This window comes from Micromonospora sp. NPDC005171 (genome assembly GCF_040608575.1).
Lineage (GTDB): Bacteria > Actinomycetota > Actinomycetes > Mycobacteriales > Micromonosporaceae > Micromonospora.
Window position 1 is genome coordinate 63,945 of the sequence record NZ_JBEXIM010000010.1, and the last position, 14,480, is coordinate 78,424.

16 protein-coding genes are annotated in these 14,480 nt (G+C 72.8%); 11 read left to right on the top strand and 5 right to left on the bottom strand.

What is annotated here, in order from left to right; translation table 11 throughout:
* Positions 1-28 precede the first annotated feature (28 nt).
* The 3 genes from ABZU74_RS15600 to ABZU74_RS15610 all read left to right on the top strand — a co-directional run bounded on the left by ABZU74_RS15600 (position 29) and on the right by ABZU74_RS15610 (position 2,406).
* Positions 29-469 (top strand): SRPBCC family protein, encoded by a 441-nt coding sequence (locus tag ABZU74_RS15600; protein WP_355423526.1) that lies wholly within the window; start codon positions 29-31, stop codon positions 467-469.
* Between the two features lie 2 nt (positions 470-471).
* Positions 472-1,473: an SDR family oxidoreductase gene (locus ABZU74_RS15605; protein WP_355423529.1), complete on the top strand. Its 1,002-nt coding sequence runs from the start codon at positions 472-474 to the stop codon at positions 1,471-1,473.
* A 165-nt stretch (positions 1,474-1,638) separates the two neighbouring features.
* Positions 1,639-2,406, top strand: coding sequence for a polyprenol monophosphomannose synthase (locus ABZU74_RS15610; protein ID WP_355423532.1), 768 nt, complete (start codon positions 1,639-1,641; stop codon positions 2,404-2,406).
* 103 nt (positions 2,407-2,509) lie between these two features.
* On the opposite strand, the gene ABZU74_RS15615 is transcribed toward ABZU74_RS15610, so the two are convergent.
* Positions 2,510-4,117: an NAD(P)/FAD-dependent oxidoreductase gene (locus tag ABZU74_RS15615; RefSeq protein ID WP_355423534.1), complete on the bottom strand. Its 1,608-nt coding sequence runs from the start codon at positions 4,115-4,117 to the stop codon at positions 2,510-2,512.
* Positions 4,118-4,189: 72 nt separating this feature from the next.
* Between ABZU74_RS15615 and ABZU74_RS15620 the strand changes: the two genes are divergently transcribed.
* Entirely contained in the window at positions 4,190-5,623 is a 1,434-nt protein-coding gene (locus ABZU74_RS15620; RefSeq protein ID WP_355423537.1) for an aldehyde dehydrogenase family protein, read from the top strand.
* 70 nt (positions 5,624-5,693) lie between these two features.
* Here ABZU74_RS15620 and ABZU74_RS15625 read toward each other — a convergent pair whose 3' ends face one another.
* Complete coding sequence (locus ABZU74_RS15625) at positions 5,694-6,095, bottom strand: ChaB family protein (RefSeq protein ID WP_210785235.1); 402 nt, start codon at positions 6,093-6,095, stop codon at positions 5,694-5,696.
* A gap of 176 nt (positions 6,096-6,271) precedes the next feature.
* On the opposite strand from ABZU74_RS15625, the gene ABZU74_RS15630 reads away from it, so the two are divergent.
* From ABZU74_RS15630 to ABZU74_RS15645, 4 genes are all read left to right on the top strand, one after another.
* The gene (locus ABZU74_RS15630; protein ID WP_355423540.1) at positions 6,272-7,258 is read left to right on the top strand and encodes a YihY/virulence factor BrkB family protein; all 987 of its coding nucleotides are present in this window, start codon (positions 6,272-6,274) and stop codon (positions 7,256-7,258) included.
* A gap of 102 nt (positions 7,259-7,360) precedes the next feature.
* Complete coding sequence (locus ABZU74_RS15635; RefSeq protein ID WP_088947320.1) at positions 7,361-7,777, top strand: DUF2795 domain-containing protein; 417 nt, start codon at positions 7,361-7,363, stop codon at positions 7,775-7,777.
* A 52-nt stretch (positions 7,778-7,829) separates the two neighbouring features.
* Positions 7,830-8,291 (top strand): SRPBCC family protein, encoded by a 462-nt coding sequence (locus ABZU74_RS15640; protein WP_196927398.1) that lies wholly within the window; start codon positions 7,830-7,832, stop codon positions 8,289-8,291.
* Between the two features lie 96 nt (positions 8,292-8,387).
* The gene (locus ABZU74_RS15645; protein ID WP_355423543.1) at positions 8,388-8,648 is read left to right on the top strand and encodes a hypothetical protein; all 261 of its coding nucleotides are present in this window, start codon (positions 8,388-8,390) and stop codon (positions 8,646-8,648) included.
* On the opposite strand, the gene ABZU74_RS15650 is transcribed toward ABZU74_RS15645, so the two are convergent.
* Positions 8,606-9,913: an MFS transporter gene (locus tag ABZU74_RS15650; protein WP_355423545.1), complete on the bottom strand. Its 1,308-nt coding sequence runs from the start codon at positions 9,911-9,913 to the stop codon at positions 8,606-8,608. The genes ABZU74_RS15645 and ABZU74_RS15650 overlap by 43 nt on opposite strands.
* Before the next feature lie 158 nt (positions 9,914-10,071).
* Here ABZU74_RS15650 and ABZU74_RS15655 point away from each other — a divergent pair, with 158 nt between their 5' ends.
* Positions 10,072-10,281, top strand: a complete 210-nt coding sequence (locus ABZU74_RS15655) for a hypothetical protein (RefSeq protein ID WP_238660529.1) — start codon at positions 10,072-10,074, stop codon at positions 10,279-10,281.
* On the opposite strand, the gene ABZU74_RS15660 is transcribed toward ABZU74_RS15655, so the two are convergent.
* Positions 10,278-10,727 (bottom strand): hypothetical protein, encoded by a 450-nt coding sequence (locus ABZU74_RS15660; RefSeq protein ID WP_355423548.1) that lies wholly within the window; start codon positions 10,725-10,727, stop codon positions 10,278-10,280. The genes ABZU74_RS15655 and ABZU74_RS15660 overlap by 4 nt on opposite strands.
* Before the next feature lie 163 nt (positions 10,728-10,890).
* On the opposite strand from ABZU74_RS15660, the gene ABZU74_RS15665 reads away from it, so the two are divergent.
* Complete coding sequence (locus ABZU74_RS15665) at positions 10,891-11,244, top strand: DUF6401 family natural product biosynthesis protein (RefSeq protein WP_355423551.1); 354 nt, start codon at positions 10,891-10,893, stop codon at positions 11,242-11,244.
* A 69-nt stretch (positions 11,245-11,313) separates the two neighbouring features.
* Here the strand turns inward: ABZU74_RS15665 and ABZU74_RS15670 are convergent, their stop codons facing one another.
* Positions 11,314-12,123 (bottom strand): hypothetical protein, encoded by an 810-nt coding sequence (locus tag ABZU74_RS15670; RefSeq protein WP_355423821.1) that lies wholly within the window; start codon positions 12,121-12,123, stop codon positions 11,314-11,316.
* Positions 12,124-12,320: 197 nt separating this feature from the next.
* Here ABZU74_RS15670 and ABZU74_RS15675 point away from each other — a divergent pair, with 197 nt between their 5' ends.
* Entirely contained in the window at positions 12,321-14,459 is a 2,139-nt protein-coding gene (locus tag ABZU74_RS15675) for a SpoIIE family protein phosphatase (RefSeq protein WP_355423553.1), read from the top strand.
* The last annotated feature ends 21 nt before the right edge of the window (positions 14,460-14,480 follow it).

Sequence of the window (14,480 nt, forward strand, 5' to 3'; positions counted from 1 at the left end):
CGTGCCGTCCTCCGGGTATGGGATCCCGGTGGCGATTGTGGAGAAAGTGATCGACGCTTCCCCGCAGCAGGTGTTCGACGTGCTCGCGGACGGATGGACGTACAGCGACTGGGTGGTCGGCACGGCGCACGTGCGGGACGTGGACGACGCCTGGCCCCGGGTGGGCAGCCAACTGCACCACCGCGCCGGGCCCTGGCCGTTCTCCCTGCAGGACGCCTCGACGGTGCTGGTCTGCGAACCGCCGCACCGGCTCGTGCTCAAGGCCGGGCTCTGGCCGGCGGGCGAGGCGATCGTGGCCTTCACCCTGCAACCGGTCGGCGACGGCGCCACCCGGGTACGCATCGGGGAGGACTTCGCCGCCGGCCCGCTGCGCTGGATTCACAACAAGGTCAACGATCTCGTGCTGCACCGGCGCAACCGGGAGACGCTGGCCCGGCTCTCCGACATCGCCACCCGACAGAAGGGGTGACTGTGACCCGGACCGTGGTGGTGACCGGCGCGAGCGCCGGCGTCGGCCGGGCCGTCGCCCACGCGTACGCGGAGCGCGGTGCCCGGTTGGCGCTGCTGGCTCGGGGCGAGGCGGGTCTGGTCGCCGCCGAGCGGGAGTGCCGGATGCGCGGCGCCACCGATGTGCGCGTGTACCGGGTCGACGTGGCCGACGCGGGCGCGGTGCAGCAGGCCGCCGACGACGTGGTGCACCGCTGGGGCGGCATCGACGTGTGGGTCAACAACGCGATGGCATCGGTGTTCGCGCCGGCCTGGGAGATTCCGGCTCGTGAGTTCCACCGGGTCACCGAGGTCACCTACCTGGGTACGGTGCATGGCACCCTCGCCGCGCTGCGGCACATGCGGGCGCACGGGCGGGGCACGATCGTGCAGGTGGGCTCGGCGTTGGCCTACCGGGGGATCCCGCTGCAGTCGGCGTACTGCGCGAGCAAGCACGCCGTCCAGGGGTTCAACGACTCGCTGCGCGCCGAGCTGCTGCACGACTGCCCGGGGGTGAAGTTGTCGATGGTGCAGCTGCCCGCGGTCAACACGCCGCAGTTCTCCTGGGTCCGTACCCGGCTGCCCCGGCATCCGCAGCCGGTGCCGCCGATCTTCACGCCGGAGCTGGCCGCCCGGGCCATCGTCTGGGCCGCCGATCGCGGCACCAGGGAGTTGAACGTGGGCGGCCCGACCTGGCAGGCCCGGCTGGCCGACGCCCTGTTCCCCGGCCTGCTGGACCGGAAGCTGGCCCGGGACGGCTACGACAGCCAGCAGACCGGCGAGGAGATCGATCCGGCGACCTGGCGGGACAATCTCGACCATCCTCGCGATGCGGATACGGACCGGGGCACCGCGGGCGTGTTCCTCGAACAGGCACGCGACCGTTCCGCGGCGCTCTGGGTGGGCACGCACAAGCCGGCGCTCTCCGGTGTCGCGCTCGCCGTCGCGGCGCTTACCCTCACCGCTGTCGCCCGCCGTCGCCGCTGAGCAGCCCGGACCGGACCCAGCGCAAGCCCCTGACCAGGGATTCGACGCCCGCACACGGTGGGCGCCGACGGCCCGCAACGCCGGGGAGGGGTGCCTCCCTCTGAGCGAATGCGGCAACTGGATACCCTTTCCATGACCCTTGTCCGCAAACCGAGGATGACCGACATGATCAAGCCGGTGCAGTTGCCGTCGCCGTGGCGGGACGCACGCCTGACCGTCGTCGTGCCCACTTACAACGAGGCGGGCAACCTCCCGGCGCTTGTCGAGCGGCTGCTCGCGCTGCCGCTGCCGGGGCTGCGCATCCTCGTCGCCGACGACAACTCCCCCGACGGCACCGGGGAGGTGGCGGACAAGCTGGCCATCGAGCACCCCGACCGGATCGAGGTCGTGCACCGCGCCGGCAAGGAGGGCCTCGGCCGGGCGTACGTGGACGGGATGAGTCGGGCCATCGAGGGCGGCGCCGAGTACGTGGCGCAGATGGACGCCGACCTCTCGCACCCGCCGGAGGCGCTGCCGGGGATGCTGGGCGCGCTGCTCTCCACCCAGGCCAGCGTGGTGATCGGTTCCCGGTACGTGCCCGGCGGCGAGCTGGACGAGAACTGGCCGCTCTACCGCCGGGCGCTCAGTGGCTGGGCGAACCTCTACGTGCACACCCTGCTGCGGGTGCGCATCCGGGACCTCACCGCCGGCTTCAAGATCTGGCGGGCCGACGCCCTGCGCGACATCGACCTGGAGCGGGTGCAGTCCAACGGCTACAGCTTCCAGGTGGAGATGCACTACCTCGCCACCAAGCTGGGGCACACCATCCTGGAGGTGCCGATCCGCTTCGAGGAGCGGCGCGACGGCATCTCCAAGATGACCACCGCGACCAAGGTGGAGAGCGCCCTGATGCCGTTCCGCCTGCGCAGCAAGCACCGCAACATCACCCGCTGATCCCCGCCCATCCCGACCGGGTGATCGAGAGGTTTGCGTCGCCAGCGCCGGCACGTCTGACGCGAACCTCTTGATCACCGCGGCTCTCGACGGCTCGGTGGGGTCAGTCGGAGTAGATGGTTCGGTGGGCTGTGGCGATGGCTGCGGCGTAGGCGCGGCCGGTGAGCGCGCGGTCGCGGGCCAGCGCCGCACGGGCCGCGTTCGCACCCGGTGCGCCGTGCACACCGCCGCCGGGGTGCGCCGACGAGCTGGCCAGGAAGAGCCGGTCCACCGGGGTGTCCGCCCGGCCCAGACCGGGAATCGGGCGCAGGAAGAGCTGCTGGTACGCGGCGGCGGTCCCGCCGCCGACCGCGCCACCGACCAGGCTCGGGTTGCCCTTCTCCAGGTCGGCCGGCCCGGCCACGTGCCGGCCGACAACCAGCTTCCGGAAACCCGGGGCCGCCGCCTCCAGCACGTCCTCCATCCGCTGCACGTGCCCGGCGACCTCCTCGGCCCGCCAGTTCCGCCGGAACGGCAGATGGGTGTACGACCAGAGCGACTCGGTGCCCGGCGGGGAGTGGCTCGGGTCCGCCACCGACATCTGCCCGACCAGCAGGAACGGCTCGCGGGGCAGCTCGCCGCGGGCCAGCTCGCTGGCGTAGTGGGTGAGCCCGTTGAGGTCCGCGCCGAGGTGCACGGTGCCGGCGCCGGGCAGCTGCCTGTTGGTCCACGGCACCGGCGCGGAGAGCGCCCAGTCCACCTTCAGCGTGGAACCGTCCCACCGGAAGTGCGCCAGGTCCTCCACCAACCGGGACGGCAGTGCCGCCGCTCCGACCAGGTCGAGGTAGAGCGCCGGCGCCGGGACGTCGGCGAGCACGGCCCGGCGGGCCCGCCACAGCGCGCCGCCGACGGTCCGGACCCCCATCGCCCGGCCCCGGGCGGTGAGCACCCGGTCGGCCCGGGCGCCGTAGACGATCGCCCCGCCGCGCGCCTGTAGCCGATCCACCAGCGCGTTGGTGATCCGCTGCGCGCCGCCTTCGGGCACCGGCCAGCCGACCTGCTGGCCGAGCATGGCCAGCAGCCAGCCGTACACCCCGGAGCCGGCCTCCTCCGGCGAAAGGTCGGTGTGCAGGGCGCAGCCGGCCAGCAGGGCCGGCCCGCCGGGACCGTCGAAGAGTTCGTCGCCCAGTTTGCGGACCGGCACCACGAGCCGGCGCGCGAGTCGTAGCGCGCCTGCGACACGCAACCGACGCAGCAGACCAACCCCTGCGCGGACCGGCGGGAACGGCGAGGTGATCGCCTCCAACATCGGCTCGGCCACGTCGAGCCAGTCGCTGTACGCGTTGAGCCAGCGCTTGCCGTCCCCGGGGGCGAACTGCTCCAGCGACGCGGCCGTGACGTCCGGGTCCCGATTGATCACCGCAGCCCGACCGTCGGGCAGCAGGTGCGCCAGCACGTCCGGCGAGTGCCGCCAGGACAAGCCGTGCCGACCCAGGTCGAGGCCGCCCAGCACCGGCGAGGCGTACCCGAGGGGGTAGAACGAGCTGTAGAGGTCGCTCAGGTAGCCGGGCGCGGTGACCTCGGCGGAGCGGACCGCGCCGCCGGGCGTCGCGGTCGCCTCCAGCACCACCACGTCCCAGCCGGCGTCCGCCAGCAAGTTGGCCGCGACCAGGCCGTTGTGGCCGGCGCCGACGATGACGGCGTCCGCGCTCTGTGCGGCGGTGGTTGTCATCGGATCCGCCTACCCGGCGCGCAACCGGGCGAAACGCGTTTGCCTCGCCGAGGCCCGGGCATCCGGCACCGCATGTACACGGTTGCGCAGCTGGTGGGCGGGGTGTGGGGTGCGGGCGGCGACGGCGGCGAGCTGGTCGTGCGTGATCCGGCGGACGACGCGCTGGTGAGCACGGTGCCGGTGGCCACGGCCGACGAGGTGGGCAAGGCGACCCAGGCGGCCCGCAACGCGGCGGCCCAGTGGGCGGCGACCGCGCCGGCGGAACGGGCGGCGGCGCTGCACCGGGCCGCGGACGCGGTGGAGGCGGTCACCGAGGAGTTGGCGGCGGCGGTCACCGCGGAGATGGGCAAGCCCTTGGCGGACGCCCGCGGCGGCGTCGAGGCGGGGATCGGCACCCTGCGACAGTATGCGGAACTGGCGCCGCTGCGCGGCGGGCGCACGCTGAACGGCGAAACCGACGCGCTGGACTTCCTGACCCCGCAGCCGCGCGGGGTGGTCGCGGCGATCACCCCGTGGAACGATCCGGTGGCGGTCTCCTGTGGGCTGCTCGGCGCGGCAGTGGTGACCGGGAACGTGGTGCTCTACAAGCCGAGCGAACGCACACCGGCGACGGGGTGGCTGCTGGCCCGGGCACTGGACCAGGCGCTGCCGGCCGGGGTGTTGTCGCTGCTGACCGGCGGCCCGGAGGTGGGCGCGGCGCTGGCGGCGCAGGAGGTCGACGTGGTGGCGCACGTGGGCGCCACCGCGACCGGGCGGGCGATCGCCGCCGCCGCGGCCCGCACCGGCGCGAAGGTGCTCCTGGAGAACGGCGGCAGCGACCCGTTGATCGTGGACGCGGGCGTGGACCCCGCGTGGGCGGCGGAGCAGGCCGCGCTCGGCGCGTTCGCCAACGCCGGGCAGATCTGCGTGGCGGTGGAGCGGCTCTACGTGCACCGGGAGGTGGCCGACGACTTCGTGGCCGCGCTGGTACGACGCGCCGAAGCGCTGCGGGTCGGGCCGGGCCGGGACCCGGGCACCGAGCTGGGCCCGCTCGTCGACCGGCGGCACCGAGACCACGTGCACGGGCAGGTGGCGGCAGCGGTAGCGGACGGCGCCCGGGTGCGGGTGGGCGGCGAGGTGCCGAACGGGCCGGGAGCGTTCTACCCGGCCACTGTCGTCACTGACTGCCGCCACGACATGCCGCTGGTCCGCGAGGAGACCTTCGGGCCGGTCGCCCCGGTGGTGGTCGTCGACTCGTTCGACGAGGCGCTGCGCTGCGCGGCGGACTCCCCGTACGGGCTGGCCGCCACGGTGTTGACCCGGTCGATGAGTCACGCGCAGCGGGCCTGGCGGGAGTTGCCGGTGGGCACCGTCAAGGTCAACGCGGTGTTCGGGGGTGCGCCGGGCGGTGCCGCGCATCCGCGCCGGGCCAGTGGTCAGGGTTTCGGGTACGGCCCGGAGCTGCTGGACGAGTTCACCGCCACCAAGGCGGTGCACATCGAGGCGCCGGGCGGCGGGCACTGGTGAACGGTGCGGGCGGACGCAGGGGTGGTGCGTCCGCCCGTACCGCGTCTGTCGTGCTGTGGTGCGGCGGCCGTCAGTCGCCGCGGGCCTTGCGGGTGGCGCGGTCGTTGGCCTTCTCGATGGCCGTGACCAGCTCCGGCTTGGTCATGCTGGACCGGCCGGGTACGTCGAGTTTGCGGGCCACCGACATCAGGTGGTCCTTTGTGGCGTTGGCGTCCACCCCACCCGCGGTGGGTGCCCGTCGTTCCGGCCCGCCACCGGCGGCCTGCTGGTCGCTGGGGCCCTTGCGGCCCTTCGGCTCCCAGTGGTCGCCCACCTTCTCGAACTGATGCTTCACGGCGGCGAATGCGGTGCGGTGCGACCGCTCCCCCTCGCCGTAGGTCTCGACCGCCGAGTCGTGCGTTTTCTCCCAGGTGCGCTGCGCCTTCTCCGGGGAGCGCCGCAGCGTGCTGGGCAGGTCCTCGCGCCCGGGCATCTCGTCCTCCTCCGTGTCGACAGGGTCACAGCGACCGTTCCCCGGTGATGCGGCGGCAAACCCTAGCGGGGCCGGCCGGACACCGGGTGGGTTTGTTAGTTTCCGCATCCGGGTACCGCCGGGCCAGGCCAGACCGGACGACCGGTCATCCGGCGGCCGGGGCGCAGGGAGCGGGCATGACGACCACGGGGCCCGGTACGACGCTCGACGGCACACCTGACACCCGGATGCCTCGACGGATGCGGCAGCTGAGCTGGCGGACCTGGCGCGGGGTGCTGGTCCGCAGTGTGCAGAACCTCGTCAACGACAACTGCTCCGACTGGGCCGCCGCGCTGACCTACTACGGGGTCCTGGCGCTCTTCCCGTCCGCCATCGTGGTGGTGGCCCTGGTCGGTCTGGTCTCCGACGGGGAGCGCACCCTGGACACGGTGATCGACCTGGCCAACCAGGTGGGCGCCGGGGCGGTGCTGACCAACGACGAGGGCGGCGTGGTCGGGGTGATCCGGACCGTCGTGCTCGACCAGAGCAACCCCAAGCTGCTGCTGAGCTTCGGTCTGCTGGGCGCGCTGTGGTCCGCGTCGGGTTTCATCGGCGCGTTCACCCGCGCCTCGAACGCGATCTACGGGGTGACCGAGGGCCGGCCGGTCTGGAAGCTGCGGCCGCTGCAGATCGGCCTGGCGGCGATCACGCTGGTGCTGCTCGCGGTGGTCGCCCTCGGCCTGATCGTCAGTGGGCCGGTCACCGACGCGGTCGGCGACCTGATCAACGCCGGCGGCCTGGCCCGCACCACGTGGAGCGTGGCGAAGTGGCCGGTGCTCGCCATGATCATGATGGTGCTGCTGTCCCTGCTGTTCTGGATCGCGCCGAACGTGCGCCAGCCCCGGTTCCGCTGGCTCACCCCTGGCGGCGCGGTGGCCCTGATCTCCTGGGCGGCTGCCTCCTTCGGCTTCGGCCTCTACGTGGCCAACTTCGGCTCGTACGACACCACCTACGGCAGCCTCGGCGCGGCCATCGCGTTCCTGGTCTGGCTCTACCTGTCCAACTCTGCGCTGATGCTGGGAGTGCAGATCAACGCCGAGGTGCAGCGCGGGCGGCAGTTGCAGGCCGGCGACCCGAACCCGGAGGAGCCGGTGCTGCCGCCGCGCAAGCCCGCCAACGACTGAGCCTCCGTTTCCGGCTCGAATGTCCGGTCCGCGGCCGGGCCGAGGGCCGGTTCGTGGCCCGGTGCCGGTTTATCGGGTGGGGTGCCGGGTAGCGCAGAAGGCATGGAGCGTGGGAACAGCAAGCACGGACCGAGGATCGACGAACAGATGAGTCAGGAGGTCAGCGGCCTCGTACAGGGGCCGGGGACCGGCGGCTCTCGGGTCGACGAGTCGCGAGTGCCGGAACCGGCTGGCGAGGACCAGCCGGAGACGACCACCGCCCCGGCCGGCGACCTGCGCACCGGCACCCCGCAGGGCATGAGCTCCACGGACGTCGAGCAGCGCAGCCGGCTCGGCCGGTTCATCTCGATGAGCGCGCTGCCGGGCGACCGCCTGGTGCTCATCGCCAGCGCCCGCGAGAACGAGGCGCCGGACGACATCGTGGCGGCGCTGGAACGGCTGCCCGAGGGCACCGTCTACCAGACGGTCTCCGAGGTGTGGGCCGCCCTGGGCAACAAGAACGAGACAACTCGCTGGTGAGCAGGATCGCCCCCGATCCGGCAATCCGCCAGCGGCTGAAGGAGGTTCCCCGATGAGTGGCGTTACCGAACACGTGGACGTTTCCGTGCCCGTACGCACCGCGTACGACCAGTGGACGCAGTTCGAGGAGTTCCCCGAGTTCATGGAGGGTGTGCAGGAGGTCCGGCAGCTCTCCGACACGATGACCCACTGGACCGTGGACATCGCCGGTGTGAAGCGCGAGTTCGACGCGGAAATCACCGAACAGCTGCCCGACGAGCGGGTCGCCTGGCGTTCCACCGGCGGCACCCAGCAGGCCGGCGTGGTGACCTTCCACCGCCTGGACCAGGACAAGACCCGGGTCACCCTGCAACTGGAGTTCGAGCCGCACGGTGTGGTCGAGCAGGCCGGCGACAAGCTCGGCATCGTCGACCGGCGTGCCAAGGGCGACCTGGAACGGTTCAAGACCTACATCGAGCGGCGTGGCCAGGAGACCGGCGCCTGGCGCGGGCAGGTGGACCGTCCGCAGCCGTGACAGTGAGCAGTGCCGTGCGATGGCCGCCGGTGTCCCGGCGGCCATCGCCGTATCCGAGCCCGTTTGCGATCATCGTGCCCGGGTACGGCTGCTGGTATGACCGACGACAACATCAGGGTGTGGCGGGACGAGGAACGGCTTCCGTTGGAGGAGTTGGAGCGCGCCGTGTCGGGCTCCAGCCTCGACGGGCAGGCCGACGACGTGACGGGTAACGACGCCGGCGAGGAGGCCGCGTTCGGGCACGGGCCGGCCGCGTCGGACCGCGACGGGCAGACCCGAGGCAACAGCCGGGAGGACACCGACCCGCAGCGCGCCTACCGCCCGTCCACCACGGGCCGGACCGGGCCGGACGTCTGACCCTCGCTCCCGGGCTGGACGGGCACCGTCCGCCCGGACGGCCCGGCGCCGGGTCGGCGCGCGCCCCACTCGTAGAGCGCGATCAGCGCCAGCGCGAGCACCAGCAGGGCCGAGCCCAGCACCTGTACCGACGTGTTGCCGATCAGCACGCCCAGTCCGGCCGGGACGAGCGCCGCTCCGATGCCCGCGGCACCGATCTGCAACCCGATGGCCCCGTCCGCGTGCGCCGCGCCGACCCGCTCGGCGGTGGTGAGGGTGAGCAGCGGAAACACCGGCGCGGCGGCGAAACCGACCACGACCAGGCCGAGCACCGCCAGGACGGCCGGCCCGGGAACGGCGATCAGCGCCGCGCCGACGGCCATGCCGGCCAGGCTGACACGCAGCACCAGGCCCGCCCCCAGACGCTCGGCCACCAGGCCCTGCACGACCCGGCCGACGAAGAGGCTGCCCCAGTACGCGGAGACGCAGCCGCCGGCCAGCGCCGCGCCGAGCCCGCGGCCCTCGGTCAGCAGCAGGAACGCCCACAGCCCGGCGGACACCTCGATCGCCACGTACAGAACGAAGGCGAGCGTCCCCGACCAGACCGCCGGCAGCCGCAGCGTGTCCCGAACCGGGACCCGGACGGTCGGTGCCGGCCCCGCGTCCGTGACTGCGGGCCCGCCCTGGTCGGCGGCGCCCCCGTCGGTGCCGGTCGGGACGTCGCGGTGCCAGGCCCGCACGGTGAGCGCGAACGCGGCGGCCAGGACGAGCTGGGCGGCGGCCACGAGGCCGTACCCCCAGCGCCAGGCGAGCCCGGTGCTCAGCACCCCCGTCATGATCAGCGGACCGATGGCCACGCCGAGGCCGAAGAAGGCGTGCAACCAGTTCATGTGCCGGGGTCCGAAGGCCCCGGCGGCGTACGCGTTGAGCCCGGAGTCGACAGCGCCGGAGCCCAGCCCGAGCAGCAGCGCGCAGCCCACCAGCACCGCCAGCACGGGGCTCACCGAGTAGCCGGTCAGCGCCAGGCTGGCCAGCAGGGTGCTGCCGGCGAGCAGGGCGCCCACGCCGACCCGGGCCAGCGTGAAGCCGGCCAGCACGCTGGAGGTGAGATAGCCGACCGTGCCGGCGGTGAGCACCCATCCGACCGCCTCGGTCGGTACGTCGAAGTCGCCGCTGATCGAGGGCCAGCTGACGCCGAGCAGGCCGTCGGGCAGGCCGAGACTGACGAACGCGAGGTAGGCCAGCAAAAGCAGCGAGGCGCGGGGGCGCGCGGGCGGGGTGGACACGAGGCATCATCCTGCCGCAGGCACACCCTAGCGCCGTCGGCACCCGATCGCCCACTGCGCAAAGAAGTCGTGTCCGTACGGTCGAGAATGCGGACAGCTCATCCAGAATCGGCCGATCGGAGGACGGCAATCAGGCGTGTTCGCGTAAGAATTTCGGGATGCATCAAGGCTCCGGAATCCTCTCCACGCGTCAGCGCCGGCTCGCCTGGCTCGGCTTCCTGCTCGCCGCGCTCCAGGCACCCGTGTCCGCCTGGCTCGTCAGCGACGAGTCGTGGCTGTTCAGCCTCTGCGTCGCGCTGATGGTGGCCACCGTGATCATCGCCGACGACGCGGCACGGCGACGTCCGGCCGACGCGACAAGCGACTAGCCTGCGCCGCCCGGCCGGGCCTCGTGGCCCGGCTGGCCCGGGCTACGACGGCGTTCCTTCATCTCCGCCTCGTAGAGGTGACGCCGCCCGCCCACCAACTCGTCGCGGGCCTGCTGGTCCAACTCCCGGAACAGCGCGTGGTAGCCGTCGTCGAAGTCCTCGACGATCTGGAACGTCCACCGTCCGGCGATGACGTTGCGACCGCGCAGCTCCGTGCCGATCCGGTCGGCGAGGTGCGGATGTCCGGCGGCGCGAAACTGCTCCACCGCGTCGTCGAGCATCAGGTCGCCGTGGCCGATCAACTGGTGCATCGAGTAGAGGTGCCCCCGGGCCCGCTCCACACACTCCAGCGCCTCGCTGAGCTTGCCGAGCGCGGCGACTGTCGCGTCGCTGACCCCGTCCGGCCGCCGGTGCTGCTCATCCGGTCCGTCCGCCTGCTGTCCCATCTGTGCCTCCTCGGCGTGTGCCGTCATCCGTGGCTGCTTCTCCTGCTGCCCCGTCTGTGCCGGATCAACCCCCGCGGTCAGCGGCGATCGCCCCAGTGGTGCAGTCGACATCCACCGAGCGGACGAGGTCGACGTGCTCACCGGTCGGTTAGCCTCGGTCACCATGCGTGTGCCGTTCAACCGGGTCGCCTCCCGTACCGCCGTCGACTCGGCGCGGTCCACCCTGGCCGCCCTCACCGTCTCCGTGGGCACTGTCGGGCTCACCGCCGCCGCCGCGCGGCCAGGGCTGCTGGCCCTCGTCGACCAGCATGCGGCGGCCGTCCGGGACAGCCTCGACGGGGACCGCACCCCACTGACCTCCGCGGCGCTCGCCGGCTACGCCGAGGGGGTGCGCGCCGCCGCCCTGGAGCACGGGTGGACGCCGCCCAGCGAGCCGGTCGACTGGAGCCACCCGGAGTGGCTGCTCACCCGCCTGGTCGCGGTGTGCGCGCTGGCTCGCGCACTGGAGCGGGACTGACACGCGCGGGGAGGGCATCCCGCGCCGCGCGCGGAACACCCTCCCCACCTGTCGTGCCGTAACGCCCCGCTACGAGCGGTACTGCTGGGCTTCGTCCACCTGAGGCATGGCCTGGGTGCGGTCACCCCCACGGTCGGCCATCTGCCGCTCCACGTCACTACGCCCGGCCGACGCGGCCTGACGCTGCTGCTGCACCGCCCGGGCCTCCTGGGCCGCCCGTTGCAACCAGCCGTCCCAGCGGTTCTGCATCGGCTTCACGAGACCACCGCCGACGCCGACGATCAGGATGCCGGCCACCGTGGCGAGCACCGCGATCAGCACCGGAGTGGTCACCGTGGTGGCGATACCCACCTGGTTCAGGGCGGCGATCACACCGAGCGCGATGATGAAGATCGCCGTCAGGTCGCCCAGGACCTTGCCGTACGAGAGCCCTCCCAGCGCCCCGGTGACCAGATCCCGCGCAGCGTTGGCGATCGCGGCCGCCACCACCACGATGACGATCGCGATGAACGCGCGCGGCAGCCAGGCCACCACGCCGCTGATCAGGTCACTGATCGCGTTGGGCCCCCAGACTCCGAAGGCGAACTGCAGCGTGAACAGCAGTACGGCGTAGTACGCCAGTCTGGCCAGAATGTCGCTGGCGTCGTACTTCGTTCTCTCCAGGGCCCGTTTGATGCCGCCGCGTTCGACCGCCTGGTCGAAACGCACCCGTTCCAGCACCGTATCCACGATTTTGAGGACGGCTCTGGCGATGAGCCAGCCGACCACGAGGATGACGATGAAGGCCACTGCCTTCGGAATGAAGAGCAGCACCGACCTCCAGGTGTCGGCAATGGCATCGCCGATGTCGGCCTGCCGGACCGCGAGGGTTTTCAGCATGATGTCCCTCCTGTCGCATGGACTGCGCCGGGCGCATACCCGGCAACTGGTCCAGCAGTCCGCGCAGCGCGCGGCGTTTTTGCGACAGACCTCCGGACAGGGGTCCTGAACTGCCCGAACGGTCACCGCGACGGACGCGGCGACGGCCCGCCGCCGTGGTCGAATGCCTTTCCCGGCCGGCCGACTAGGCTGCGAACATGCCAGGAACGGTCGGGCGGGTCCCCACGCCAGCAACTCCGGGCCCGGACGCACCCACCGCGTCCGGCCCGGCCGTCGGCGTGCTCGCCCACGACTGGGCCAACACCCCGCTCGGCCCAGCCGACGACTGGGACGTTGCCCTCCGGGCCGTGGTGGAGCTGATCCTCGACTCGCCGATGCCGATGGCCCTGGCCTACGGCGACGATCTCGTCCTGCTCTACAACGCCGGCTACGCCGAACTGCTGGGCACCAAGCACCCGAGCGCCCTCGGCCGCCCGGCCGCCGAGGTGTTCGCGGAGATCTGGGCGCTGCCCGGTGTCGGTGTCGTGATCGAGCGCTGCTACCGGGAGGGCGAACCCTTCCTGGAGAAGGAGTCCACCCTGCCGCTGGTCCGTGGGCACTCCGCGACCGTGGAGCAGGCGGTCTTCACCCGTGGTTACTCGCCGGTGCGCGACAGCGCCGGGCAGATCGTCGGCGTGTTGACGGTCGCGGCCGAGACCACCCACGTCACCGAACAGTTGCAGAGCCTCAGCGAGGTGGCAGCGGCGCTCGCCGGCACGCTCACCCTCGACGACGTGGCCCGGGTGGCGCTGCGGTACGCGATCACCACGTTCGACCCCGACCAGGCCTCGTTCGCCGTCGACGAGGGCGGCGGCGGTTGGCGCATGGTGCGTCGGGTCCGTGGCGAGTTGCTGGACGAGGCCGACGAGCGGCTGCCCCCGCTCTGGCGGCGGGTGGCGGCGGACTGGTCGGCCCCGGTGGTGCAGGCGGCCCGGTCCGGGGCCCGGTCGTTCACCCGGGACGGGCAACCGCTGCGGGACACCGCCGTGGACCGCCACGACCAGAAGATCCGGGCGATGGCGGCCCTGCCGCTGGGCACCTCGGTGGTCCGCGGCGGGCTGGCGGTCGGCTACCAGGTCCCGCACATCTGGTCACCTGCCGAGCGGGCGCTGCTGGCCGCCTCTGCCGAGCTGATCGGCCAGGCCGCCGAGCGGGCCCGACGGTTCGAGACCCAGCACGGTACGGCCCAACTGTTGCAACGCAGCATGCTGCCGGAGCACCTGCCGGACCTGCCCCGGCTGCGGATCGCGGCCCGCTACGACCCGGGCGTGGACGGCAACGCGGCCGGCGGTGACTTCTACGACGCGTTCCTGCTGCCCAACGGCTCGCTTGGCGTGGTGCTGGGCGACGTCGCCGGGCACGACGTGCAGGCCGCCGCGCGGATGGGGCAGGTCAGGGCCGCGCTGCGCGCCCTGGCTCTGGCCGACCCGACGCCAGCCGCGGTTCTGGCTGGCCTGGACCGGCTGGTGAACAGCCTCGGTACGGAGGCCGGCACCCACGAGCTGTTCGTCACCGTGGCGTTCGGGATGATCGACGCGGAGCGGCGGGAGCTGACCCTGTCCAGCGCCGGTCACCCCGCGCCGCTGATCCGCCGCGGCGACCCGGATGGTCGGTTCCACGCCGAGTACGTCGACGTCCCGGCCGGGCCGCCGCTGGGGCTGGGCAGTCGACCGGGCACCACGACCGTCCCGTTCCGTCCCGGTGACACCCTGCTGCTGTTCAGCGACGGGGTGGTGGAGCGTCGCCGGCAGAGCCTGAGCGCCGGGCTCGCCACCCTGAGCGACGCCATCGCCAAGGCCGGCAGCGGCGACCCCCGCGCGCTCTGTGCGGTGGCCACCGCGTCGGTCCCCGGCGGCACTGAGGACGACGTGGCCGTGCTGGCGGTCGAGCACGCGCTGAAACCGAGCCGTTCGGCGAGCATGGAGGTGCCCGCCGAGCCGACCGCGCCCAGCCGGGTCCGGCACTGGCTGACCGGCCAGCTCACCGAGTGGCAGGTGCCCGACTCGGTGATCGGGGCGGCGGTGCTCTGCACCAGCGAGCTGACCACCAATGCGTTGCTGCACGCCGGCACGGCCGCCCGGGTCGAGATCGACCTCAGCGCCGAGCGGCTGCTCGTCTCGGTCGCGGACTCGGGCACCCGCGGCACCGTGACCCGGGCCCGTACCGACACGTTGAGCAGTCGCGGGCGCGGCCTCGGCCTGATCGAGGAGCTCAGCGACGCCTGGGGCACCGACCCGTCGGTCCGGGGCTCCACCGTCTGGTTCGAGATCCTCACACCGCCGGCCGCGCATCCCTGAGCCGCTCAAGGGTAGGAGGAC

What these genes read in the sequence shown, in the direction of transcription:
- ABZU74_RS15610 (WP_355423532.1), top strand. Translation starts at nt 1,639, where the DNA reads ATGATCAAGCCGGTGCAGTTGCCGTCGCCGTGGCGGGACGCACGCCTG.
- ABZU74_RS15615 (WP_355423534.1), bottom strand. Translation starts at nt 4,117, where the DNA reads ATGACAACCACCGCCGCACAGAGCGCGGACGCCGTCATCGTCGGCGCC.
- ABZU74_RS15620 (WP_355423537.1), top strand. Translation starts at nt 4,190, where the DNA reads ATGTACACGGTTGCGCAGCTGGTGGGCGGGGTGTGGGGTGCGGGCGGC.
- ABZU74_RS15625 (WP_210785235.1), bottom strand. Translation starts at nt 6,095, where the DNA reads ATGCCCGGGCGCGAGGACCTGCCCAGCACGCTGCGGCGCTCCCCGGAG.
- ABZU74_RS15630 (WP_355423540.1), top strand. Translation starts at nt 6,272, where the DNA reads ATGACGACCACGGGGCCCGGTACGACGCTCGACGGCACACCTGACACC.
- ABZU74_RS15635 (WP_088947320.1), top strand. Translation starts at nt 7,361, where the DNA reads ATGGAGCGTGGGAACAGCAAGCACGGACCGAGGATCGACGAACAGATG.
- ABZU74_RS15640 (WP_196927398.1), top strand. Translation starts at nt 7,830, where the DNA reads ATGAGTGGCGTTACCGAACACGTGGACGTTTCCGTGCCCGTACGCACC.
- ABZU74_RS15645 (WP_355423543.1), top strand. Translation starts at nt 8,388, where the DNA reads ATGACCGACGACAACATCAGGGTGTGGCGGGACGAGGAACGGCTTCCG.
- ABZU74_RS15655 (WP_238660529.1), top strand. Translation starts at nt 10,072, where the DNA reads ATGCATCAAGGCTCCGGAATCCTCTCCACGCGTCAGCGCCGGCTCGCC.
- ABZU74_RS15660 (WP_355423548.1), bottom strand. Translation starts at nt 10,727, where the DNA reads ATGGGACAGCAGGCGGACGGACCGGATGAGCAGCACCGGCGGCCGGAC.
- ABZU74_RS15665 (WP_355423551.1), top strand. Translation starts at nt 10,891, where the DNA reads ATGCGTGTGCCGTTCAACCGGGTCGCCTCCCGTACCGCCGTCGACTCG.
- ABZU74_RS15670 (WP_355423821.1), bottom strand. Translation starts at nt 12,123, where the DNA reads ATGCTGAAAACCCTCGCGGTCCGGCAGGCCGACATCGGCGATGCCATT.
- ABZU74_RS15675 (WP_355423553.1), top strand. Translation starts at nt 12,321, where the DNA reads ATGCCAGGAACGGTCGGGCGGGTCCCCACGCCAGCAACTCCGGGCCCG.